17 protein-coding genes are annotated in these 23,550 nt (G+C 43.4%); 15 read left to right on the top strand and 2 right to left on the bottom strand.

The genetic code is table 11. The features are described 5' to 3' along the window. The first annotated feature begins 22 nt into the window (after positions 1 to 22). From uxuA to LMH68_RS01035, 3 genes are all read left to right on the top strand, one after another. Positions 23 to 1,204, top strand: a complete 1,182-nt coding sequence (uxuA, locus tag LMH68_RS01045) for a mannonate dehydratase (protein WP_229647285.1) — start codon at positions 23 to 25, stop codon at positions 1,202 to 1,204. Positions 1,205 to 1,346: 142 nt separating this feature from the next. After that, positions 1,347 to 1,889 (top strand): acyltransferase, encoded by a 543-nt coding sequence (locus tag LMH68_RS01040; protein ID WP_065101257.1) that lies wholly within the window; start codon positions 1,347 to 1,349, stop codon positions 1,887 to 1,889. Positions 1,890 to 1,900: 11 nt separating this feature from the next. Further along, positions 1,901 to 4,180 carry a heparinase II/III family protein gene (locus tag LMH68_RS01035; RefSeq protein ID WP_229647286.1) on the top strand — a complete coding sequence of 760 codons (2,280 nt, stop codon included), beginning with the start codon at positions 1,901 to 1,903 and terminating at the stop codon, positions 4,178 to 4,180. Positions 4,181 to 4,217: 37 nt separating this feature from the next. Here LMH68_RS01035 and LMH68_RS01030 read toward each other — a convergent pair whose 3' ends face one another. Further along, a complete protein-coding gene (locus LMH68_RS01030; protein ID WP_083190198.1) occupies positions 4,218 to 4,976 on the bottom strand; it encodes an FCD domain-containing protein in 759 nt (252 codons plus the stop codon). A gap of 414 nt (positions 4,977 to 5,390) precedes the next feature. Between LMH68_RS01030 and LMH68_RS01025 the strand changes: the two genes are divergently transcribed. The 4 genes from LMH68_RS01025 (at position 5,391) to LMH68_RS01010 (ending at position 12,443) form a co-directional block, all read left to right on the top strand. Further along, positions 5,391 to 6,389, top strand: a complete 999-nt coding sequence (locus LMH68_RS01025; protein WP_229647287.1) for a DHH family phosphoesterase — start codon at positions 5,391 to 5,393, stop codon at positions 6,387 to 6,389. A 487-nt stretch (positions 6,390 to 6,876) separates the two neighbouring features. Beyond that, the gene (locus LMH68_RS01020; protein WP_229647288.1) at positions 6,877 to 9,066 is read left to right on the top strand and encodes an immunoglobulin-like domain-containing protein; all 2,190 of its coding nucleotides are present in this window, start codon (positions 6,877 to 6,879) and stop codon (positions 9,064 to 9,066) included. Positions 9,067 to 9,295: 229 nt separating this feature from the next. Continuing rightward, on the top strand, positions 9,296 to 10,216 hold the full coding sequence (locus LMH68_RS01015) for a LysR family transcriptional regulator (protein WP_017059189.1): 921 nt from the start codon (positions 9,296 to 9,298) through the stop codon (positions 10,214 to 10,216). Between the two features lie 181 nt (positions 10,217 to 10,397). After that, entirely contained in the window at positions 10,398 to 12,443 is a 2,046-nt protein-coding gene (locus tag LMH68_RS01010; RefSeq protein ID WP_229647289.1) for a TonB-dependent receptor domain-containing protein, read from the top strand. 129 nt (positions 12,444 to 12,572) lie between these two features. Here LMH68_RS01010 and LMH68_RS01005 read toward each other — a convergent pair whose 3' ends face one another. Next, on the bottom strand, positions 12,573 to 13,316 hold the full coding sequence (locus LMH68_RS01005; RefSeq protein WP_029235856.1) for a class I SAM-dependent DNA methyltransferase: 744 nt from the start codon (positions 13,314 to 13,316) through the stop codon (positions 12,573 to 12,575). Positions 13,317 to 13,775: 459 nt separating this feature from the next. Between LMH68_RS01005 and LMH68_RS01000 the strand changes: the two genes are divergently transcribed. From LMH68_RS01000 to LMH68_RS00965, 8 genes are all read left to right on the top strand, one after another. Beyond that, a complete protein-coding gene (locus LMH68_RS01000) occupies positions 13,776 to 14,300 on the top strand; it encodes a GNAT family N-acetyltransferase (protein ID WP_017059192.1) in 525 nt (174 codons plus the stop codon). A gap of 14 nt (positions 14,301 to 14,314) precedes the next feature. Continuing rightward, a complete protein-coding gene (locus LMH68_RS00995) occupies positions 14,315 to 14,911 on the top strand; it encodes a LysE/ArgO family amino acid transporter (protein WP_229647290.1) in 597 nt (198 codons plus the stop codon). 188 nt (positions 14,912 to 15,099) lie between these two features. Next, positions 15,100 to 15,756 carry a glutathione S-transferase family protein gene (locus LMH68_RS00990; RefSeq protein WP_065681884.1) on the top strand — a complete coding sequence of 219 codons (657 nt, stop codon included), beginning with the start codon at positions 15,100 to 15,102 and terminating at the stop codon, positions 15,754 to 15,756. A gap of 508 nt (positions 15,757 to 16,264) precedes the next feature. Further along, positions 16,265 to 16,843 (top strand): porin family protein, encoded by a 579-nt coding sequence (locus LMH68_RS00985; RefSeq protein WP_017083561.1) that lies wholly within the window; start codon positions 16,265 to 16,267, stop codon positions 16,841 to 16,843. 213 nt (positions 16,844 to 17,056) lie between these two features. Further along, positions 17,057 to 18,310, top strand: a complete 1,254-nt coding sequence (sbcD, locus tag LMH68_RS00980) for an exonuclease subunit SbcD (protein WP_229647291.1) — start codon at positions 17,057 to 17,059, stop codon at positions 18,308 to 18,310. 5 nt (positions 18,311 to 18,315) lie between these two features. Next, positions 18,316 to 22,032 carry an AAA family ATPase gene (locus LMH68_RS00975; protein ID WP_229647292.1) on the top strand — a complete coding sequence of 1,239 codons (3,717 nt, stop codon included), beginning with the start codon at positions 18,316 to 18,318 and terminating at the stop codon, positions 22,030 to 22,032. 329 nt (positions 22,033 to 22,361) lie between these two features. After that, positions 22,362 to 22,496 (top strand): DUF2256 domain-containing protein, encoded by a 135-nt coding sequence (locus LMH68_RS00970; RefSeq protein WP_081324519.1) that lies wholly within the window; start codon positions 22,362 to 22,364, stop codon positions 22,494 to 22,496. A gap of 160 nt (positions 22,497 to 22,656) precedes the next feature. Beyond that, positions 22,657 to 23,541: a PA4780 family RIO1-like protein kinase gene (locus LMH68_RS00965; RefSeq protein WP_029235559.1), complete on the top strand. Its 885-nt coding sequence runs from the start codon at positions 22,657 to 22,659 to the stop codon at positions 23,539 to 23,541. Positions 23,542 to 23,550: the final 9 nt, after the last annotated feature.

The following is a 23,550-nucleotide window of genomic DNA, read 5'->3' as shown; positions in this document are numbered from 1 at the left end:
AATTAATAATAGGTAATAACTTATGAAGCAAACTTGGCGATGGTATGGTCCAAATGATATTGTAACGCTTAATGATATTCGTCAGGCTGGGGCAACAGGAATCGTAACGGCATTACATCATATTAAGAATGGTGAAATATGGTCTAAAGAAGAAATACTAAAACGTAAAAAGTTAATAGAAGAAAATTCACTTACATGGGAAGTTGTCGAAAGTATCCCTGTTCATGAAGAGATCAAGACTCAAACTGGAAATTTCATTCAATGGATAGAGCACTATAAGCAATCTATTATCAATTTATCTGAATGCGGAGTTGATACAGTTTGCTATAACTTTATGCCAGTTCTTGATTGGACGAGAACAGATTTAGAGTATGTACTCCCAGATGGCTCAAAAGCATTAAGGTTTGACCATATTGACTTTGCTGTTTTTGAGCTATGCATACTAGAACGAGAAGGTGCACATGAAGAGTATTCAAAAGAAGACATTGCACTTGCTCGAACTCGTTTTTCTAACATGCCTGATGACAAAATTGCACAGCTAACATCGAATATCATCGCTGGTCTACCAGGTGCGGAAGAAGGCTATACTCTTCAAGAGTTTAGAGAGCAACTGGATCAGTACCAACACATTGACGGCAATAAGTTACGTGAAAATTTAGTTTACTTCCTAAACGAAATTACCCCAGTGTGTGAAGAGTACGGCGTGAAGTTGGCCATTCACCCTGATGATCCACCACGCCCAATTCTTGGTTTACCGCGAGTGGTATCTACGATTGAAGATATCGAATTCTTGACGCATCGTGTACCGAGCAAAATGAACGGTATTACTATGTGTACCGGGTCTTATGGCGTGCGAGACGATAACGATCTTGTGAAGATGATTGAAACTTTTGGTGATCGAATTTATTTCACGCATCTGCGTTCAACAAAGCGCGAAGAAGAACCCGGCAACTTCCATGAAGCAGCTCATCTCAATGGTGATGTTGATATGTATGAAGTGATATTTGCACTTCTTAAAGAAGAAAATCGTCGTACTAATAATGGACAAAGTGATTTAATTCCAATGCGGCCTGATCATGGTCACCAAATTATTGACGACTTAAATAAAAAAACAAACCCAGGGTATTCTTGCATAGGCCGTTTAAAAGGCTTAGCTGAGATTCGTGGTGTCGAGTATGCATTGACTCGGTCTCATTTTAATTAATGTGTTTTCAATTCGATATTGGGTTTTTAAATTAAGCTAACCCAGGGATATTATCGGATTAGCTTATTTAGTGTCAGTGAAAATATTGATAATCAATAAGGGAAGTCGTTACTGTTACTTCCCTTTATTTATAGGTGATGATATGTCGGTTCAACAAAAATTTGGCGGTGAACTTTCGGATGAGGAATTTAGAAAATTCACCCTATATACAACACAAAGTAATAATAAACATGATGACGAGTCGAGAGCTCAAATCTTAGGCTTCACCAACAATAATGTTCGAGTTGCTCCAGGAGCTATCGTTCGCATTGGTGAAAACCAAATCGGAACACGAAGTTATATAGGCCTATACAGCTACATTAATGGTGATGTGGAGGTTGGTGAAGACGTTTTGGTAGGGCCACATGTTTCTGTCGTTGCGTCTAATCATTTATTTGACCCGACTTCAGAGAGCTTTAGTGGTCGTAGTGATTTGGAAAGCGGAAAGGTCACAATCGCAAAGGGTGTTTGGTTGACATCTGGTGTTGTTGTCACTCCAGGAGTGAGCATCGGTAAATGTTCATTGATTTGTGCTAATTCGGTAGTGACATCCGATGTGCCCCCATATTCGATTTTTGCAGGGACCCCAGCGAAGCAAATTGGTCATATTGATGCAGAGACAGGGCAATATCATTGGTCGAAATAGAGGAGTAACACATGCTACAACTAGAAAGAACGCATGATTTCCAAATTTTTTTGTCGCCTTGTAACGAAATTTCCTCAGTCAATCCCCCAAGTTTCAATTGGCCTCAAGGAGAGTATGGTTCTGCATATAACATCGAACTTGAAGACAAAGACGGTGAGCAAAAATGGGATTGGAAATCGGTGCAGTCTCCTTTACAACCGACATTTCAGTTACCTCAAGGTAGCTATCGCTGGAGAGTGACTTGCCTCAATACTCTAGCAAAATCTGATTGGATTGTTTTTGAAATCACGACGGAGTCAGAAAACTACTTGGCACCGGACGCTATGTCACTATTCTCACTGTGTACTAATAAAGACCAGTTTATGATGTATTTCGATGAAGATATTGACGCAGTCAGCAATGCTTCATTAAGTGCAAGAGACAAGTTACGCAATAGTGTTGAACTAACTGATATAGATGACATTTTATATTCTAATCATTATCGCCGTGGTAATGAAGAAGGGAAGCGTACAGCTATCGCTAACGTAAGACGTTGGATTGATCGCGATCTTATCGCACTAACATTACTATATAAGGTGTGGGGTGATGAGGTGGCAGGACATAAGGCATGCCAAATTTTATTGCGCTTATCCGAGTGGAGCCCTGAAGGCCCGGCGTCACTGTTAAGGCCTTGTACGTGGGGAGATGAAATTGGCCTGTCAATGACGCGAAATTTGTATCTTGCCTATCATTGGTTGTCTCCATTGCTGACGACCGACGAGTGTTCATTCGTCAGGCCGCTCTTAATTCGATATGCCTATCAAATGGAAGAGCGCTTAGAGCAAGATAAGTTTAAACAGTACCCGGGACATTCACATACATCGCGTTTGCCTGCTTACTTAGGCGTTGCTGCCCTTGTGTTACACAAAGAGTTTGAACTTAAAACTTGTGAACGTTGGCTTAATTACGCCTTAATGATTTACCGAGGTGTGTTGCCTTTCTATGGCGGAAAAGATGGCAGTTGGGTTGAGGGGCCTTTTTATTCTTCTTCCTATACCAAGTGGCACCATCCGTTTTTCTTGTCGGTTGAGCGTTTAAGTGGCTTTTCTTTCTATAATCACCCGTTTTATAAGAATTACGTTAAGTTTGCTTTGGACTTTGTGGCGAATAACGATCGAATTCATCCCTTTGGTGATGGCTTCTGGTGCAAGAGAGAAGGTAAAGAGTGGCCTGGTTTCTTTGCGCAAAATCCACTCAGAATATATGCACCACGGTATGGTTGTACGAAGTCGATATTAGAGTCCAAGAAGTTAGAGTCCAATATTGAGACTTACAAGCTCCATTTATTAGATATAGTACCGACGTATCCGCAGTTACAATTTGAAAAATCGGATCAACATTCAACCGTTTCTAATACGTTAATGACTTCAAATGAGGCGTTTGTTTCTGACGAGACTGCTCTGTGCGTGAGCCCTGCGTCGAACAACATTTACTATTCATACGCAGGGTTAGGTAAAACTGCCCATAGTAAAATGTCGGTGTACTACCGAGCAAGTAAGTTTGGTAATAGTTCTCATCGCCATGCTGATCAAGGGAATGTTGCACTAGTCGATGATGGCGTTAATGTTCTTACTCCGAGTGGCAGTTATGGCTATAGGTTTGGTAGCAAACATCATAGTTTATGGACTCGAACTACGCAGGCGCATAATTTACCCTTATTTGGTGGTGTCAATTTAGACGATAGCGTTACCAACGCGACTGAAGGTCAGAAGATAGATTGCGCAACAGCTCAAGCAACAGTAATCACTCGAATTGATAGCAATGAGTTTCAATGTGTCGTTCTAGATCTCGCGAATGCTTATGAGAGTTGTGAGTCGTTTGTGCGAACAATAATACAAGTTGCAGATAACGGGGTCGTTATTGTCGACAACATTAGGCTATCTGAACCCAAATCGATGCAATGGCGAGCCCATACCCCGCTCGAAGTTGTTATTAAGGGGGGGAGTGTTGATTTGTACCATGAACAAGAAACTTATTATCTTGGAATGATGAGTGATCCTTCTTGTGTAGTTAAGTTAACAAGTGAAATTGATGACGGTGATGGTTTCAAAGGGAATGTTGAATCTGACGCTCAGAAAGATATTAAACATCTAGAATGGTTCATAGAAGAACAGCAGCAACATCAAGTGGTTATGAGTTGCTTAAAACAACCAATAGATTACGTGTTAACTGACGAAAATACTTTGATACTTGCCCATGCGGGCCAGTCTTTTAAGCTCAATGTAGAAACTGGTGAGGAGATCACTCCGTAAAAATCAGGTGACATAAGTATTTTATGTCACCTATTTTCTAAAGATTGTCTTTTGATGTCGCGATAGCGGGAATGGAGTTAAACAGATAACCATCAAAATTAGGGTCGGTAAAATCAGAAAGCTCTAAAAGCCTAATCTTCACATGTTCTAGATGTTGCCACATCGCTTGCTTGGCTTCGATTGGGTTCTTGCGTCTCATTGCTAGCAAAATAGCAGCATGATCATCTAGCCACTCTTTCCTATAGTCTTGGATCTCGATATGTGTATGCAGTATCTTCCACATAGGGCTAGACTCACGACGTTCCCACGATTCCTTTAGAATATCGACCAGCACAGAATTCTGTGTCGCTTCGGCAATACACTGATGGAACATTCTGTCACCAACCGGATTTTGGACATTGTTTTCAATTTCGCGGCGCTCAATTTCTAGAGCTTCACGCATTTTTTCGATATCAGCAGGGGTTGCTTGTGTTGCAGCAAACTCAGCAATACTGCTTTCCAATAACTGTCTTGCTTGAAGCATTTCAAAAGGACCTACATCTTCATTTTGTGCCACTGTTGATGTAGTCGGTAAGTTAACGATGTACACTCCCGAGCCTTTCTTTACTTCAACGAGTCCCTCAAGTTCCAGCATGATGATTGCTTCTCTAACCACAGCTCTGCTCACGGATAGACGCTCAGCAATATCTCGCTCGGGCGGTAAACGACTTCCAATCGGGTAAAGACCATCAGATAGTTCTTTTCTCAAGATAAGACCGAGGGTTTGATAAGGGCGTTTGGGTTCGAAGTTGATCATGGAAATGCAGTGTACCTTTGGATCTGTGGTTTGAATTGAAAGTTTTCGCTAACTCGAAAGTCATTGTAAACGCTTATAAATGTCAATTCGAGTAAAAACCTAACTAATCCAACTCTCATTGTATCAAAGCGTAACGGTTCGTTGTGGTCACTTTTATGTACATGAACAAAAGGTTATCAACTTCGATATTAAACTTTCAAAAGCCATACAAGGAACGCGCTCATAGTTTTGAAGTGAGATTAAGCGTATTTCGTATAATCTTGAGTTTTTGATCAATAGCACAAGCCGTGAATAACCGCTATGTTCAATAGAGTTATATCACCTAACAAGTTGATATTGATAATAAACAACGGTGCTTGTAAAAATACAGATATAAACTTCAAGCCTAATCTGATTGAGAGTAAAAGGAACAACATGCACTACGACGTATTCAACGGAGACGCAGATGGCATAATCGCGTTGTTACAGCTGCGATTAAGTGAGCCAAGAGAGAGCGTGCTCATTACTGGTGTTAAGCGTGATATTAAGTTGGTCTCTCAAGTTGTTACTCAAACTATGGAGCCGAGTAAGCAAGGTGATGTTTCTTCCGTTACCGTTTTAGATGTATCGATGGAGAAAAACCTGCCTGCACTGCACTCACTGCTAGACGCAAACATCAATGTATTTTATTGCGATCACCACCGAACAGGGGATGTCCCAACTTCTAGTCATTTAGATACTCTGATTGATACCGCGCCAGAGAGCTGCACGAGCTTGCTGATTAACCAGAAGCTGAATGGTGCGCATGTGGCTTGGGCAATCGCAGCTGCCTTTGGCGACAATCTAAAAACGGTGGCGGCGCGGCTAGCGGATGAAAATGGATTCGCTCAATCTCAAAAAGAGTTTCTAGAAGAGCTAGGTACCTTGGTTAACTACAACGGTTACGGTTCGTCACTGAGTGATTTGCATTTCACGCCAGCTGAGCTCTACAAAACCCTTTATCAATACCCGAATCCGTTTGATCTTTTGGATGATAAAGACTCTGTGTTTTATCGACTGCGAGCTGCTTATCAAAATGATCGCCAGCAGTTATCAAACCTTGCTCCTGTTTATGAAAGTGAAGTCGCACGTGTGTTTGAACTGCCAGGTGAGACGTGGGCAAGGCGCATCAGTGGCGTATTTGGTAATGAAATCGTTAATCAAGATCCAAACCGAGCGCAAGCAGTATTAACGAAAAACCAAGACGGCGAGTCTTACACGGTGAGCTTACGTGCGCCATTATCAAATAGAACGGGCGCAGACGAAATTTGCTCAAGTTTTGCGACTGGCGGAGGAAGAAAAGCAGCGGCTGGAATTAATCAACTTAATGAACTTGATAAGGTGAATTTTATTTCACTATTGGATGCATATTATTCATCTGGCACTGACGGTTAACTGAAAAACTCCCGACGTATACATTCAAAATCCTACAAATTCTAGCTCCTATATTCCGTTATACGTGTGTATTGCTAGCACATGTATGATGGCTATATCCAAGCTGTTTTAGTGATATCACTCGCAATGGTATCTGGTCTTAGGTCAGTAATTACGGCGTCTTTGGGATGATTTTTGCCGATTTATAGTTTATTTTTTCCTATCGGTGATTTTTTATATTTTTGGTTAATTATCTTAGTGAATTAAGGTTGATCAAATATTTATATGGTCAATGCATTCAGCCGAAAATAACAGTTTTTAGCATTTCAATTTGAATGAAAAGTCAAAGTCATATTGATTCTGATATTCAATCTGTGACTTAAAATCACAAGTTAAATCAAAGGTCATCTTTTCCTAAAAATTCCATTACTTTTCTATAAATATTCATGATTACAATGAATTGGTTCGGTTGTGATTGGCACAGCTGTTAAGTAAGGAAGTGGGACTAATGTTGAAACGTAAAGCTCTACAATTAGCAGTATCGCTCGGCATGGCGGCAATGTCTGGCGCTGTTTATGCGAATGGTTCAGATATGACGAATCCAGACTCTGGCGTGGTGGTTGGCTATTGGCATAACTGGTGTGACGGTGGCGGCTACCAAGGTGGTAATGCGCCATGTGTGACGCTGGATGAAGTGAACCCAATGTACAACATCGTGAATGTGTCATTCATGAAGGTCTACGATGTGGCTGATGGTCGAATCCCAACTTTTAAACTGGACCCAACCATTGGGCTTTCAGAACAACAATTTATTGACCAAATCTCGGAACTCAACAAGCAAGGTCGCTCTGTGCTGTTGGCTTTAGGTGGTGCGGATGCACACGTAGAGCTAGAAACCGGTGATGAAAGAGCCTTTGCTGATGAGATTATCCGTCTAACTGAGCGTTACGGTTTCGATGGCCTAGATATTGACCTTGAACAAGCAGCCGTAACCGCAGCAAACAATCAAACCGTGATTCCTGATGCTCTTAAGTTGGTAAAAGACCACTACCGTGCTGAAGGTGAAAACTTCCTTATTACTATGGCGCCTGAGTTCCCGTATCTCACGACAGGCGGTAAGTACGTTCCTTATATCGATAATCTAGAAGGCTATTACGACTGGATTAACCCACAATTCTACAACCAAGGTGGCGATGGTATCTGGGTTGAAGGCGTGGGTTGGATTGCTCAAAACAACGATGCGTTAAAAGAAGAGTTCATCTACTACATTTCTGATTCTCTTATCAACGGAACGCGTGGTTTCCACAAGATCCCACATGACAAGCTCGTGTTTGGTATTCCTTCAAGCATCGATGCTGCAGCAACCGGTTTTGTACAAGAGCCACAAGATTTATACGACGCATTTGATAGCCTAACGGCGCAAGGTCAACCGCTACGTGGTGTGATGACTTGGTCTATCAACTGGGACATGGGCACCAACAAAAACGGCCAACAATACAACGAGCAGTTCATTAAAGACTACGGCCCGTTTGTACACGGTCAGGTAACGCCACCACCAGTCGAGGGCGAGCCCGTTCTTAAAGGTGTCGAAAATACGCGTGTTCTTCACGGCACAACGTTTGATCCTATGGATGGCGTGACGGCAACAGACAAAGAAGACGGCGATCTAACGTCATCAATCGATGTTGAAGGTTACGTTGAAACCAGTGTTATTGGCACTTACGTTTTGACTTACCGAGTGAATGACAGCGATAATAACGAAACCACTAAAGCGAGAACGGTAGAGGTTTTCAGCCAGAAGCCAGTATTTAATGGCGTATCTGACACAACAGTTGTGTTGGGTACTGCATTTGATGCTATGGCAGGCGTGACGGCGAATGATGCTGAAGATGGCGACCTGACAAGCACTATTACACACACTGGCAGTGTCGATGTAAATGAAATCGGCAACTACACACTTGTGTATAGCGTGACAGACAGCGCGAACCAAACCGTAACCGTTGACCGTAAAGTGTCTGTAACTGATGGTTCTAACTGTGCTGCTGCATGGGATGCCGACACCGTTTATGTTGAAGGTGACCAAGTATCTCATGACGGTTCAACGTGGGGAGCAGGTTGGTACACTCGCGGCGAAGAGCCAGGAACAACAGGTGAGTGGGGCGTTTGGAGAAAAGTTTCAGACTCTTCATGTGGTGGTAACCCAGATCCGGGCGATGACTTAGAGCTTTCGGTTTCAGGACTTCAATCACAATATGCGCCAGATAACGGCAACGTGCGTTTAGATCTGACACTGACATCAAATGAAGCATTAGATGTTACCGCTATGGTGATCAACAGTGCAGGTACTGTGGTTGAGCAAACTAAGGTTAACGTAACGGACAGCCGTGCTATTACCATCGACTTATACGATGTAGCGGAAGGGCAATATGCACTTGAAGTAGTCGGTAAAGCATCTGACGGTGAAATGGTGATGGTAAACGATTCGTTCGCTGTTAAAGACGGTGGCGGAACAACACCTCCTCCAGGTGATTACCCTCCATATGAAGCGGGCACAAACTACGCAGCGGGTGACATTGTGGTCGGCAGCGATAATGGCTTGTACGAATGTAAGCCTTGGCCATACACGGCATGGTGTGCAAGCGCGTCTTACGCTCCAGCAGATAGCCAATACTGGCAAGATGCTTGGACAAAGCTGTAGTCTGATAGCTCAACGCTAGCAATATAAAGTAGACGATCAAAGAGAGGCCATTGTGCCTCTCTTTTTTATGTTTAAACAGTTCTGACTTAGAGCTTTAAAACCCACTTAACCTTAAACTCTGCTCTGCATATTGCTCTAGATCAAAATAGGAGTGATTATCAATTGTATTACATGTTAAGAAATAGCACTATGCGCACATTGAATTTTATATATTGTTAATATTTGCATAATGAATCTTGCTCAAGTCGACCTCAATCTACTCGTTATTCTTAAACACCTTCTTGAAGAGAAGCACGTTTCCAACACGGCATTGGCGCTGGATATGAGCCAACCTACGGTGAGCCGATCTCTGCAAAAACTGCGTACCGTTTTCAATGATGATCTATTGGTGCGAGCGGCTTATGGCTATGAGTTAACGCCAAAAGCAGAAGCCATTAAGCAAGATCTCAATTCGGTACTGACACGTTTAGAAAAGCTGGTACATGGCGATGTATTCGAACCGCAAAGCAGTGACAGTACGGTTCGCTTCTTTGGTTTAGTGCCTAATGTCGCGCACTTGCTGCCCAAGGTAGTTGCGGAGATACGTCAACAAGCGCCAAACATGACTGTTGATATCGACTCGATTCCTAAACGACACTTTGAGCCTCTGTTATCCGGTGATGCGCACTTTGTGTTGTCGACCCACGAGCCGTTAAGTTCAGAGCAAAATTTGTATCGAATGTTCGTGATTAGCCGCGATTACCGTTTGCTGATGAGTAAAAAACATCCTTTGGCGGACAAAGAGATCACGGTTGATGACTTGTTGAATAGCCAACTTGGTCAAATCTCACTGCAAGGGGATAAGAAGCTCTCGATCGAAAGTCGATTTAAAGATCTTGGCTTGATTGATAAGCAGCGCCAGCTGTCCATTCCAATTCAGCTTTCCAATTTTAACGTCGCGCCGGATATGGCAGAAGCAACCGACATCATCTTTCATTTACCGACACCTTTTGCTCAACAAGCCGCTACGCAAAGAGATCTTGTTTGTAAACGCGTGCCTAAAGCGTTGCGCCACCCATCAGAAGACGTCTACTTATACTGGCATAAGCGCTTTCATAACGACCCGATGTGTCGCTGGGTTCGCAATATATTCAAAGAGCTTTATACATAATCCATCTGCAGGGTGAATGAAAATTACGAATACCTATCAAGTTGGATATAGATCTCTTTCATTATTTGAATGGTGAATAACGAGAATCGATTTTTGGTATGAAACTTTCGTTGATAAGAGTGGTAGTTGGTTGTTTAATGCAAACCATTATCATTACCAATCACATATAAGAATGAATATCATGTCTGAGAGATCTCTTTTGATTCGCAAACCTCTTTTGGTTCGTAAACCCCTTTCGATCGCAGTCGCTGTTATTTGTACCTCACTTTCAGCTAACGTGTTGGCGCAAGAAGAAGCGCAAGCAACAGATGAGCAAATGGTTGTTACGGCAACTCGTACCGAGATGGCACTAAAACAAGCGCCAGCTTCAATGTCGGTTATCACCGCGCAAGACATCGAAGACAGCCCTGGTATTACCTTGGCAGACATCGTTGCCGAATCAACGAGTGTTGAGTCTGATTTTGATAGCACACGTGCTGGCCGTCAGATGATCTCTATTCGTGGTATGGATTCAGATTACACTCTTATCATGGTGAACGGTCGTCGTTTAAGCTCTGCAAGTGCCATCATCCGTGGTAACGACTTCGACCTATCAACGATTCCTGCTGATTCGATCGAACGTGTTGAAATAATCCGTGGCCCAATGTCTGCACTTTACGGTTCAGATGGTATGGGCGGTACAATCAACATCATCACTAAGGCTCCAGAAAACGATTGGAGCTCTACACTGAGCATGGACACTTCATCTCCACTTGATGGTGATGGAGGGGAAGAGTATTCGATGGGCTTCACGACATCTGGTGCGTTGATTGAAGACGAGTTGTTTGCTCGCCTATCTGTTAACCAAACTAGCCGTGATGCTTGGCAACCCTATTCTGGTATGCATAGCTCTGGTTACGATCGTTCAGACATTACTGCGTTAGAAGAAAGAGAGACATTAAGCTTACTCGCGAGCCTGACATGGAATGCAACAGACAACCAAACCATTGATTTCGATTTTGGTTACAGTGACGACGAACGTGAGTCATCTGCGGAAAACGTATCATCTGTGATTGAGTCTGACACACGTGTTGTACGTCAGAGCCAAGCGATCACACATAGTGGTTTTTGGAGCTGGGGTGACACGCAAGTACGTTATTCACGTGAAAATGTGACAGATAATGATGCTGCGGACTCAGATACTAACTATAGCAGTGACATCGAAGAGCTGACTCAAATTGTTGAAGCTTCGGCGACCACTTATCTTGGTGATAGTCACACCGTAACGTTTGGTATGGACTACCAGTTGAGTGAATTAACCAACAAAGAAAACTTAGTCAATGGTACATCTGAAGCTTATCAAGGTGCGTTATTTGTTCAAGACCAATGGTTAATGACGGATCAACTAACGGCAACCATTGGTGGTCGTTTAGATAAGCATGAACTGTACGGTGAAGAGTTCAGCCCACGTGTGTACTTGGTTCATCAAACAACGAATGACCTGATCATCAAGGGTGGTGTGGGTAAAGCATTTAAAGCACCAACATTGACTCAAAATCAGACAGACTACACAGTTAATAGCTGTAAAGGCGTATGTGATTTACATGGTAATGAAGATCTTAAGCCCGAAACCAGCTTGAACTATGAGATCGCTGCGATTTATAGCCAACCTCGTTGGAATGTTGAAGGTGCCTTATTCCGAAATGAAATCAACGACCTAATTGATCGTGATGAAACCTATTGTGAGAACGGCGGAGTGTTTGAATCGGGTAAAGGTTGCGCTGATAGTTCAAGCTCAACTGGCTATGTGAATGGTAAGCGTACTTATACAAACGTATCAGAGGCTGTAGTTCAAGGTGCTGAGCTTACAGGCCAATTCCAAATTACTGATGAATGGGGTGTGTCTGGTAATTACACATTCTTAGACACTGAAGATAAGTCTACTGGTGACGAATTACTTGAGCGTTACAAGCATTCGGGTTTAGTTAAACTGAACTGGAGCCCAACTTACGATCTAAGTACTTTCGTGAGTGCGCGTTACCGTGGTGAACGTCAGATCGAAAGCGATCTAACTCAAGACGCTTACACAACGCTGAACCTAGGTGCTGTCTACAACGTGAATGCTTCAGTACGACTACGTGCAGGTATCACGAACTTAACTGACGAAGCTGTATCACAAGAGCTAGAGAGCATGGGCTATGTTGAAGAGCCACGTACTTACTACGTAGGTATGACAGCGGACTTCTAATTTAGAGTTCAGTAACTGATAGCTTGATACAAAAGAACCCACACTGGCTGATGCTCTAAAAGGAGAATGGCGAGTGTGGGTTCTTTTTTGATCTATAGATTTGGTTTAATTTGCCGTTTATCTATTAATCTAGATTTTGACACATGTGATCAGCGCATTACCGGACTGAGTATCCCAAGGAATCAGCTTGTCGTAATCGTGCTCGAAGATATTAACCTCGAAGTAGGGCTTCAATATCTCGATTAACTCTTTAAACGAGAATGCCACCATTGGGTGTTCATCATTCCACACTTGAGTTTCACCAGCAGTCGTCTTTTCGATGCTAAGCTTTAGCGCTTGCTTATCACCCTGACCAGAGTAATACCAACCAGAACGGAACGTGAAATCGTCTTTGTCTTGGTTTGTTGTGTGTCTAACAAACAGGTCGTTGCTGATCTTGTCTTTATCAACCACGTTAAAACAGAAAATACCTTCTGGCTTTAACGCACGATGCACACTTTCAATACACTCTTTAAGCTTCTCAAGGCCATCGTTGTAATGGATGGAATACAGGAAGCAAGTGATAAGATCGAGTGGTTCCGTGACCTCAAAGTTACTCATGTTTTGTACTGAGAACTTGGCTTCCGGGCAGCGAACTTCTGCGATATCTAACATCGGCTTGTTAAGATCTAGGCCACCGCTTTGGTAACCGAAATCAATAAAATGACGAACGTGTGGGCCAGTGCCACAAGCTAAGTCGAGGTGTGTTTTTCCTTCATTTCCAAAGATTTGATGGAGTCTACGTACGCAGTTACTTTGCGCTTGGTAGTCAATATCTACACACATTAAATCATAGTAACCGGATAGGTCGGTATAGAGTGCGTTGGCGGACATATTTGCCTGCAGCATAAGCTGAAAAATTAGGGTGGCGCATCATATACCGAAATTGGAAAATCGCAATCAAATATTCGATCAATGAAAGCGTTTTATTTTCTAACTTATGGTCGTTTTAAATGAGACCGTTTAAAGGGATGTTTAAGCTGCCAACAACATCAGTACGCGTGTCATCGCTATTCACTTTGCCCTGACTACTTATTCGTTAACTAAAACAGGTGTTGCTCCCTCAATGCAGCGACCATACGGGCTTTGCGGAACGCTTTTATCACGAGACGAGATAGGAAAAATATGGTATCTAGGTAAACCCAGTGTGACATTTATAATTTTATGATTAATCAGTAATTTTACTGATTCAAACCGAGTTCTTGAAAAGGAAACAATTCAGGAAAGTGGGCTGTTGATAAAAACCAAATCACTCAAGCTAAATAAGCGAACTAAACAAGGAGAGTTGAAACAATGACATCAGCAATAAATGCACAGGGTTCAATGGAAAATAGAACAGCATTGGAAAGCAGTGCTTCAATAGAAATTAAGGTGGATGACTTGTCGGGTGGGGAAGTCATTGAATTACTTGAAGAGCACCTCGCTGATATGTACGCCACTTCGCCAGCCGAAAGCGTTCATGCACTGGATCTAGATGGGCTCAAGTCACCAGAGATTACTTTTTTCAGTGCTTGGAAAGACAGCCAACTACTTGGGTGTGTTGCCATTAAAGAGCTAAATACCCAACACGCTGAACTCAAATCGATGAGAACCTCACAGTTTGCTCGAAAGTCAGGTGTTGCGAGCCAACTTTTACAGCACGTATTGGATACAGCAACCGCCCGCCAGTATCAAACAATCAGTTTAGAGACCGGCTCAGAAGACTACTTTAAGGCTGCGCGTAACCTGTATGAAAAGTTTGGCTTCGGATACTGTGAACCCTTTGCTGATTATGTGTTAGACCCGCACAGCCAGTTTATGAGTATTGAGTTGCGTTAAGAGACTAGCCTTAGATGTCGACTTACTTTGCAGGTTTCTCCCTTGGCCTTTCGCTGATTCTTGCGATTGGCTCTCAAAATGCGTTTGTTTTAAAGCAAGGGCTTAAGAACCAACACGTATTGGCAGTTTGTGCTGTATGTGCCATTTCTGACGCCTTACTGATTAGCTTTGGCGTGACGGGCTTTGGCGCAATCGTTAAGCAGTTCCCACAAATTGAGCAGTTCGCCCGTTATGGTGGCGCTATCTTTTTGGGTGTCTATTCATTCTTAAGCTTCCGATCAGCATTTACCGAAAACCACGCCTTAGAAGCCACGGCAGAAACTAAAGACTCATTAACCAAAGCGATTGCGATGTGTTTGGCGTTCACTTGGCTTAACCCGCATGTGTATTTGGATACTGTGGTATTGCTGGGGTCTATCTCAACGCAATATCAACCGGATCAAATGTTGTTTGGCGCTGGGGCGGTATCGGCGTCATTCGTGTTCTTCTTTTCACTTGGATATGGCGCTCGCTTCTTGGCTCCAATGTTTAAGAACCCGAGAGCGTGGAAGGTGTTGGAATTTGTCGTTGGCATGATCATGGCGTCTATTGCAATATCTTTGATCGTTTAGCCGCTCGTAATTAGGCATTCAAACATATTATCTAAAGTTCCTACCGAAAGTGACGACTTAAAGTGACTGCCTTTAATTATCTCCGCATTTAATTATTTCCAAAAAAATAGAATTATTTTTCGTCTTTCGGTTTTGGCGTTCGTCTTAGGGGTACAAATACAAATTAATGACCTAATTCGGAGTCAACCATGATTAAACTTGTTAGCTTTAAAAACTGCCCATTTGTTCAACGTGTAATGGGTGCTTTAGTAATGAAAAATGTCCCATTTGAAATTGAATACATTGAGCTAAATAATAAACCTCAATGGTTCCTAGATATTTCGCCAAACGGACAAGTGCCAGTATTGATTACAGAAAATGACACAGTTCTGTTTGAGTCAGATGCAATTGTTGAATACTTAGACGATAAATATTCGCCGATAGAAGAGGTGTCTGCAGAGCAAAAAGCACTAGATCGCGCTTGGTCTTATCAGGCAAGCAAACATTACATGCCGCAATGTGGAACGATGGGCAGTAAAGACAAAGAAACCTTTGAGACACGTTTAGCGAATCTTCAAAAATCCTTCCAAAAGGCCGAGAACAAGCTGGGTGACAGCGACTTCTTCAAAGGCGATTACATCTCTAACGTCGACATCGCTTGGCTACCACTGTTGCACCGAGCGTCAGTAATTAAAGAGGGCTCTGGTTTTGATATGCTTGAAGGCTTCCCGAAAGTACAGAAGTGGCAAGTGGCGCTGATTGAATCTGGCTTGACCGATAAAACCGTTCCTGCGGACTTTATTGAGAAGTTCAGCGGCTTTTATTTAACGAATAACTATTTGGCTAGTCTCGCTGAAGCTCGTTAATAATATGAATTAAATTGAAATATATTTTAATAGCAGGCTGTTCTAAATAAATACCCTCCCAAAATTAAACTCATTCTTCTCTTTATATCTTTTATTGGAAAAAGAGAGGAGTAGGATGGGCTTTTATGTTTAGGCGTGAAGATTCAGGTTGTTTTTGAGAACGAGTAACAATTTAGTTAGTACGGTAACGGCATGATTATAATGAACTTAATATTGATAATGCTCAGGTTTACTATCAGGTTTATACGTATTTTAGTACTCGTTACTTCTCAGGAAATACATCTGTCTCATAAATAAGACTGAACTAAATATCTATGATTGTTCGTTTGATGACCTAAAAATCTTGTGGTACTTTCTCATTCGCTCCGTAAATGAACAGTGTTTTATTATTCATTAGGAGCTGGTTATTTAATTTATTTTAAACAGTAACGCAACAGGCGGAATAGTGTCGGAAACTATTGGCTGTTGGTCAACGTTGCTGTAGGACAGACAAAAAAAGGGTATTTTCATGCTTAAATCATCATTTCTATTGGGCCTAGTTGGCTTAGTTTCACTTCCTACATTTGCTGCTGGTATCGAGGGCGGTCCATACATTGGCGCCGGCCTTGGTGTGTATCAAGATTCAGACACTGATGGCGGCGGCAATTTAGATGCTGAAAGCATGGGGTACAGCCTTTACGGTGGTTACCAATTTAACCGCATTGTTGGTATTGAACTTGGTTACACGGATTACGCTGACTACGAAAAGTTTGGTACTAAGCTGCTTTCACCAACTTCTCTTTCTGTTGCAGCAAACGTAGGTTACACATTTGATAATTCAATTCGTCCGTTTGTAACCGCAGGTCTGAGCTACGTAGATTTGAACTCTAGCAACAGTGCTTTTTACGGTGACGATTCTGGTGCTGGTTTCCATTTTGGTGTTGGTGTGGAATACAACCCAGTGGAGAACTTAACACTTCGCCTGATCTCGCAAGCAGATGCTGTGAACATAGAAAACTACGCTTATATCAATGGCAATAAAGTTCGTCTAAGCAGCAAAGATGTCGCATTTAGCACAGTAACACTGGGTGCTTCATACAATTTTTAATGACCTCTGTGAAATAACTTACAGCTAATGTCATGGACACCTATAACCGCTCTAACGTTGAGCGGTTTTTTTATGTCAAAAATAACGATTGGTCACGCTATGGGCGGAGTTGGTCCAAAGCCTGAAATTAGTTGGTTTTCACAAGCTTATAAAAGGGAATTATCTCGACTATTTTGGTAGATTAAAGGTATTACAGACTTCCAGTGAGCAGCAATGAAGATTCTTCACACGTCCGATTGGCACCTTGGCCAAAACTTCTACAATAAAAGCCGTAAGAATGAACATGAACGGTTCTTACAATGGTTACTTGAGCAAGTTACAGAGCACGACATCGACGCGATCATTGTTGCTGGCGATATTTTCGATACCAGCACACCGCCGAGTTACGCTCGTGAGATGTATAACAAGTTCGTGGTCGACTCGAACAAGATCGACTGTCAACTGGTGTTGTTAGGTGGAAATCACGATTCGGTGTCTGTGCTAAAAGAGACACAACAGCTGCTCAAATACATGGGCGCAGACGTGATTCCTAATACCAATGAAGATCATGCGACTCAGGTTGTCGAACTAAAAGGCAAGAACGGCGATGTAGAAGCGCTGGTTTGTGCTATTCCTTTTATTCGCCCTCGCGATGTGTTGACCAGCCAGGCGGGCGTCACAGGCGTTGAGCGTCAGAAGCAACTCGGAGATGCAATCAAACAGCACTACCAAAGTGTTTATGATGCCGCTGTAGAAAAACGTGCGGAGTTTGAAAACAGCGAGCACATGCCGATTATCGCTACGGGTCATTTAACGGCGATGGGTGTTCAACAATCGGATTCGGTACGCGACATCTATGTCGGCAACCTTGATGGTTTTGCCGCTGATGGCTTCCCAGACGCAGACTATATTGCACTTGGTCATATCCACCGTCCACAAGTGGTGGCAAAGCGTGAATACATTCGTTACTGCGGCTCACCAATACCATTAAGCTTTGATGAACTTAAATCTCAAAAGCAGGTATGTGTGGTTGAGTTTGTTGAGGGCGAGCGCACCATTTCTCAATTGCCAGTTCCAACGTTCCAGCCCCTAGCTGAAATCAAAGGCGACTTGAGCGAGATCGAATCTCAGCTGAACCAATACATAGGTTTAGATAGCGAACAAAGCGTGTGGTTATCGATAGAAGTGCAAGCGCAAGATTACTTGTCGGATCTTCAAGAACGTATGCGCGCACTAACCGAAGGTTTGAATGTGGAAGTGCTTCAATTGCGCCGCGCAAGAGAACGCCGTAACCAAGCTTTAGAGCAAGAGTCGGCAGAAACCTTATCTGAACTGAGCCCGATGGACGTGTTTAGCAAGCGTATTGCCTTAGAAGAGTTTGAAACCGATTCTGAAAAAGCACGTTTAGAGCGAATGACGGTGAAGTTTAAACAAGTAATGGTTGAAGTGTCTGAAAGCGCTCAAACACCAAACAAAGTAGAAGAGTAACCAGTATGAAGATTTTAAGCCTAGAATTTGAAAACCTGAACTCTTTGAAAGGACGTTGGAAGCTCGATTTTACCCAATCACCGTTTGCGGAAAATGGCTTGTTTGCGATTACTGGCCCAACAGGGGCGGGTAAAACCACCATTCTTGATGCGATTTGTTTGGCATTGTTCCACCGCACACCGCGTTTAAAGAGCATCGCTAAGGGCAACAATGAATTAATGACGCGTGGCACGGGTGAGTGTTTTGCTGAGCTGGAGTTTGAAGTACAGGGCAAAACGTACCGCTCGAACTTCCATCAAAAGCGTGCTCGCGGAAAACACGATGGCGCATTACAAACGCCAACGTGTGAGTTTGCTGATGCGGACACCGACAAAGTCTTAGAAACCATGTTGACCAAGAAGACAAAGTTGGTGGAGCAGGTAACAGGTCTCGATTTCTCACGCTTCACTAAATCCATCATGTTGTCTCAGGGTGAATTTGCAGCGTTCTTAAATGCCAATGCAAACGACCGTGCCGAGCTACTTGAAGAGCTGACGGGCACAGAAGTCTATAGCCTGATCTCTGAGCGCATCTACGATCATTTCAAGTCGAGTGAAGAGTCGCTTAATCACCTTAAAGCGAAAGCAGAAGGTGTGAGCTTACTGTCTGAAGAGCAAATCCAAGCGCTGACCGCAGAGCGTGAAACGCTAGAAGCCGAGCAGAAGCGTTTAGCCGAGCAATTAAAAGAGTGGCAAGCGCATCTAAGCTGGTGGAAAGACGTGACCAAAGCTGAGCAAACTATTGCGGCCAGTGATCACGATCTTAAAACAGCTCAAGATGAACTAGACCGAAACCAACCTGCACTAGAGCGTTTGGCAAACAGTGCACCAGCTGAAAAGCTGCGCCCAATGCACAAAGATTTAAAGCGTTGCGAACAAGAGGTGAACACTACTCAAGCTCACCTAGATAACAGCACCAAGTTACTTGCCGTTCGTGATGCAGAAATGCAAGACGCGCAAACTAAACTGACTCAAAGCAGTGCGATTGTCGAACAGGTAAAAAGTGAGCAACAAGATCAAGATAAGATCATCGATCTCGTGCGTCCGCTAGACAACCAAATTGCCGTACTCAAAGATAAGCAAACTGCGACCGTTAATGCAGCGAACACGCTAAACGAGCAACATACGCAGCAGCTTAATCAACAGGTCGTTTTGGTTCAAAAAATAGATGCACTAAAGCAACAAGATCAACGCAGTACTGAGTACTTAAATACGCATCAAGCTGACCAGCATTTGGAAAAATACCTAGGTCAGTGGCAAGCAAAGGTCGAGCAAGTTCGTACTCTAGAGCGCCAGCATTCAGAGCAGTTGAATTCAGCGAAGCAAGCGTTGTCTGCGGTTGATGCACAGCAAACGATTATCAAATCTGCTCAAGACGCTAAAGCAACACAAGATAAAACTTTAGCTGAATTGGTTGTGCTAGAAAGTAGTGCAAAGCAACAGTGGGAAGCCTTGCAAGGCAACACTAGCGAGCAAGTGTTGAATTCGCAAAAAGATCTGTTGGAGTTTTGGAATCGCAATACGCACTCATTACTCGAGATCAATCGTGGTTTCCTAAATGCCCAACAACAGCTGCACGCAAAAACACAGGCACATCAAACCAACACCCAGTTGGTCGACAAGCTTTCGAAAGAGCGTGAAGTGTTGCTTCTGCGATACCAAGAAAAAAAGACCTCACTTGAACGTTTAGTTCGCTTAATTGATCAAGAAGGTGACCTTGCGAAATACCGAGCGTCATTGAAGCCAGGTATGGATTGTCCATTGTGTGGTTCAACAGACCATGCGATCGAACAATCACAAAGTTCGAAGGATTTGAATGCCCAGAAAGAGCTTGAGGAACAAGAATTAGCAGCGATTCAGAAAGAAGGCCAAGAGCATCGTCAGCAGTTAGATTCTCTTGCCCCTATGATTGCAGTGCTTAACGATGACATTCAACGTGCGCAAGCGGACATTCAACAAGCTCAACTGAATTGGCAAGGCGTTGTCGGCAAGCTTCAACAGAGCTTAATTGGCTTCGACGATGCAGATCCGGAACTAGCGCTGCTAACCAATGATGATTTAGGTAATGAAGCGGCAGTGGTTTATTTCACCGAGCAGTGTGAGCAGCAATTAAATTACACCATTCAGCAGCTCAAAGCGTTAGTTGATGCCAAAGCACATTTTTCTGAAGTTGAAAAAAAACGCCTGTCTGCGAGTGTCGAAGCTGATAAAGCGCAGTCTAATTTAGAGTTAGCTGAGCAGCGCTTAGCGGATCTGAATAAGCAAAACCAAGTCGCAAACGAACAAGTGACTCAGATAACTCAAACGAAAGATCAGCAATGGAACGCTTTGAAAGAGAGCATTGTTCAAACTTCTATCGAAGCGCCTGAACTTGAACATATCGATGATTGGTTTACTGCGAAATCGCAAGCATCAAGCACATGGCAGAAAACCAAACAGCAACAGGCCGATATTGAGAAGCAACTGATTACTCAAAATGCCGAATTGAAAACCTTAGACGACAAGCTAAGCAGCGCTGAGAAAGAGCTTGCGACACTGACGCAAGAGAGTGAGTCTCTAGTGCTAGAGCTGACTCGTGTAACGGCTGAAAGAACAGAGTTGTTTGGTGACAAAGACATTCAAGCCACCAGCAATGCGATGAAGCAAAAAATCACTGAAGCGGTAAATGCATTTGATGCCGCTCAGTTAGTGCTTAACCGCAGTGAACTGGAACATCGAACCGAGCAAACCAAACACACTGGTTTCTCGGACGAGCTAGTCAGCAAGCAGTTCAGTCACACACAAGCGTTGAATGCTTGGTTAGATGCACTGAAAGCTAGCCCATTCGAAGATGAGGTGAATTTTGAAGCGGCGTTGTTGGATGAAGAGGTTAGAACTCAACTTCAAAGCCTGAAGAAGTCTTTAGACGAATCGATTGTCAGTGCGCAAGCAAGGTTGAACACCGCTAAAACGACGAAAGTGGAGCTACAAAACCACGAAAATGCGAAAGCATGGCAAGAGCAAAACCAACAGCAAGTTGAAGAAGCGACGACTGAGTGTCAAAACGCACAACAAAGCCATGCAACCAAGATCGGCGCAATTTCTGCCAATCTTGAAACGGATAGCCAGAACCGCAGCAATCAGCAAGATCTGTTTAAGCAGATCGACGAGCAACAAGTCGAGTTTGATGATATTTCACGTCTGAACTCACTTATCGGCTCTAAGAACGGCGATAAATTCCGTAAGTTTGCCCAAGGTTTAACGTTGGAAAACTTGGTGTACCTTGCGAACAAGCAGCTACAGCGTTTGCATGGTCGTTACGAGCTTAAACGCAAAGCCGACGATGGTTTAGAACTGCAAGTGCTCGACACATGGCAGGGCGATGTGATGCGTGATACCAAGACGTTATCAGGTGGCGAAAGCTTCTTGGTGAGCTTGGCGTTGGCATTAGCGCTTTCTGATCTTGTGAGCTACAAAACCAGTATTGATTCTCTGTTCTTAGATGAAGGTTTCGGCACGTTGGATAGTGACACATTGGACATTGCCCTTAACGCGTTAGATAACTTGAATGCATCAGGCAAGATGATCGGTGTCATTAGCCACGTTGAAGCACTGAAAGAGCGAGTGCCCGTTCAGCTTAAAGTGACAAAACACTCTGGCTTAGGTGTGAGTGAGATGGAGAAGCAGTACAAGGTTGTCGCTTAGGTTGTTACTTTGGTTCTTGCTAAATTTATCTGCGCAGAAATAGAGCTAGATGAAGCAGATCCCCGCCTCAGTCGTTCCTCCTTCTCGAGGATGACGGAGTCGGGAGTAGTCACAAATCACTACGCAGTCACTCCTAAAGTCAGGAACGAACGTCATAGAGAACTAGGCTTTGTTCGTATTGCCTTCGTCATTCTCTAAAGCGAGGTACGAACGTAATAGGGAATCTAGATTTGTTCGCATTACCTTCGTCATTCCCTAAAGCGAGGTACGAGCGTAATAGGGAATCTCTAGTAAACGCAGGAAGTGGATGCTTCAAGAAGGGAACGGCCATGCACAAGAAACCCCATTTACCGACTAAGATATGTCCTGTTTGCCAAAAGCCTTTCGCATGGCGTAAAAAATGGCAGCGCTGTTGGGATGACGTGATCTACTGTTCTGAACGTTGTCGTCGTAATAAGTCTTAGTCCCATAATCTGAATAGATCAGGTCAATCCTCATGATCTAAACCCGTTAACTCCAATATTTCCTTCCTTTGTCGTAATTTTGATGATCCTTTAATCGTTTCGTCATTCATTTCTCAAGTTAATATTTCTATCTGTAAGATAAGTGATGTATAAAGGCGGCATGAAGATACCTAAAAGAATACAGCCTTTAGTTGACGACGGTTTAGTCGACGAGGTGACAAGCCAACTCATGAGTGGCAAAGAAGCATCGGTGTACATTGTGCGCTGCGGCGATACGATCCGTTGTGCCAAGGTATATAAGGAAATAAGCCAACGCAGCTTCAAAAAAGCGACCGCGTATCGTGAAGGCCGAAAAGTCCGAAATAGCCGCCGCGCTCGAGCGATGGAAAAAGGCTCTGGCTTTGGTCGTGAACAACAAGAAAAGGTTTGGCAAAGTGCTGAAGTGGATGCCTTATATAAACTGGCAGAAGCGGGTGTTCGTGTGCCTGTCCCTTATGGTTGCTTTGATGGCGTACTGCTTATGGAGCTGGTCACTGACGATGAGGGTTACGTTGCACCACGTTTGAACGATGTGGTGATGTCAGCAGAGCAAGCGATCGAAGACCACGCCGTGATGATGACTTACGTAGTTAAAATGCTGTGTGTTGGTTTGATCCATGGTGACTTGTCTGAGTTCAACGTATTGGTGGATGAGTACGGTCCAGTAATTATCGACCTACCACAAGCGGTTGACGCTTCGGCTAACAACAACGCTGAGTGGATGCTGGCTCGTGACATCAATAACATCCGTGACTATTACGCTCAGTTTGCTCCTGAACTGGCAAAAACCGAGTATGCCAAGGAAATGTGGGCGCTGTACGAGAAAGGCGACTTGAAGCCAGACAGCAAACTGACGGGTGAGTTTACGGAAACCGACGACTTGGCTGATATCGAAGCCATCATGCAAGAGATAGACGCTGCGCGAATTGAAGAACAACATCGACGCGAGCGAGCTAAAGAAGAGAAAGAAGGTGTTGACGATACTAAGTTCAATTGGGCTGAATAATCGTGATGA

The sequence above is a fragment of the Vibrio sp. F13 genome, from assembly GCF_020806305.2.
GTDB classification, from domain to species: Bacteria; Pseudomonadota; Gammaproteobacteria; order Enterobacterales; family Vibrionaceae; genus Vibrio; species Vibrio crassostreae_C.
This window is presented reverse-complemented; position numbering and strand designations above follow the sequence as displayed.

Coding starts and splice junctions, on each gene's coding strand:
- LMH68_RS00990 (WP_065681884.1), top strand. CDS start 15,100: ATGATTAAACTTGTTAGCTTTAAAAACTGCCCATTTGTTCAACGTGTA.
- uxuA (WP_229647285.1), top strand. CDS start 23: ATGAAGCAAACTTGGCGATGGTATGGTCCAAATGATATTGTAACGCTT.
- LMH68_RS01030 (WP_083190198.1), bottom strand. CDS start 4,976: ATGATCAACTTCGAACCCAAACGCCCTTATCAAACCCTCGGTCTTATC.
- LMH68_RS01040 (WP_065101257.1), top strand. CDS start 1,347: ATGTCGGTTCAACAAAAATTTGGCGGTGAACTTTCGGATGAGGAATTT.
- LMH68_RS01025 (WP_229647287.1), top strand. CDS start 5,391: ATGCACTACGACGTATTCAACGGAGACGCAGATGGCATAATCGCGTTG.
- LMH68_RS01020 (WP_229647288.1), top strand. CDS start 6,877: ATGTTGAAACGTAAAGCTCTACAATTAGCAGTATCGCTCGGCATGGCG.
- LMH68_RS00985 (WP_017083561.1), top strand. CDS start 16,265: ATGCTTAAATCATCATTTCTATTGGGCCTAGTTGGCTTAGTTTCACTT.
- LMH68_RS01000 (WP_017059192.1), top strand. CDS start 13,776: ATGACATCAGCAATAAATGCACAGGGTTCAATGGAAAATAGAACAGCA.
- LMH68_RS00970 (WP_081324519.1), top strand. CDS start 22,362: ATGCACAAGAAACCCCATTTACCGACTAAGATATGTCCTGTTTGCCAA.
- LMH68_RS01005 (WP_029235856.1), bottom strand. CDS start 13,316: ATGTCCGCCAACGCACTCTATACCGACCTATCCGGTTACTATGATTTA.
- LMH68_RS00995 (WP_229647290.1), top strand. CDS start 14,315: ATGTCGACTTACTTTGCAGGTTTCTCCCTTGGCCTTTCGCTGATTCTT.
- LMH68_RS01010 (WP_229647289.1), top strand. CDS start 10,398: ATGTCTGAGAGATCTCTTTTGATTCGCAAACCTCTTTTGGTTCGTAAA.
- sbcD (WP_229647291.1), top strand. CDS start 17,057: ATGAAGATTCTTCACACGTCCGATTGGCACCTTGGCCAAAACTTCTAC.
- LMH68_RS01035 (WP_229647286.1), top strand. CDS start 1,901: ATGCTACAACTAGAAAGAACGCATGATTTCCAAATTTTTTTGTCGCCT.
- LMH68_RS01015 (WP_017059189.1), top strand. CDS start 9,296: ATGAATCTTGCTCAAGTCGACCTCAATCTACTCGTTATTCTTAAACAC.
- LMH68_RS00965 (WP_029235559.1), top strand. CDS start 22,657: ATGAAGATACCTAAAAGAATACAGCCTTTAGTTGACGACGGTTTAGTC.
- LMH68_RS00975 (WP_229647292.1), top strand. CDS start 18,316: ATGAAGATTTTAAGCCTAGAATTTGAAAACCTGAACTCTTTGAAAGGA.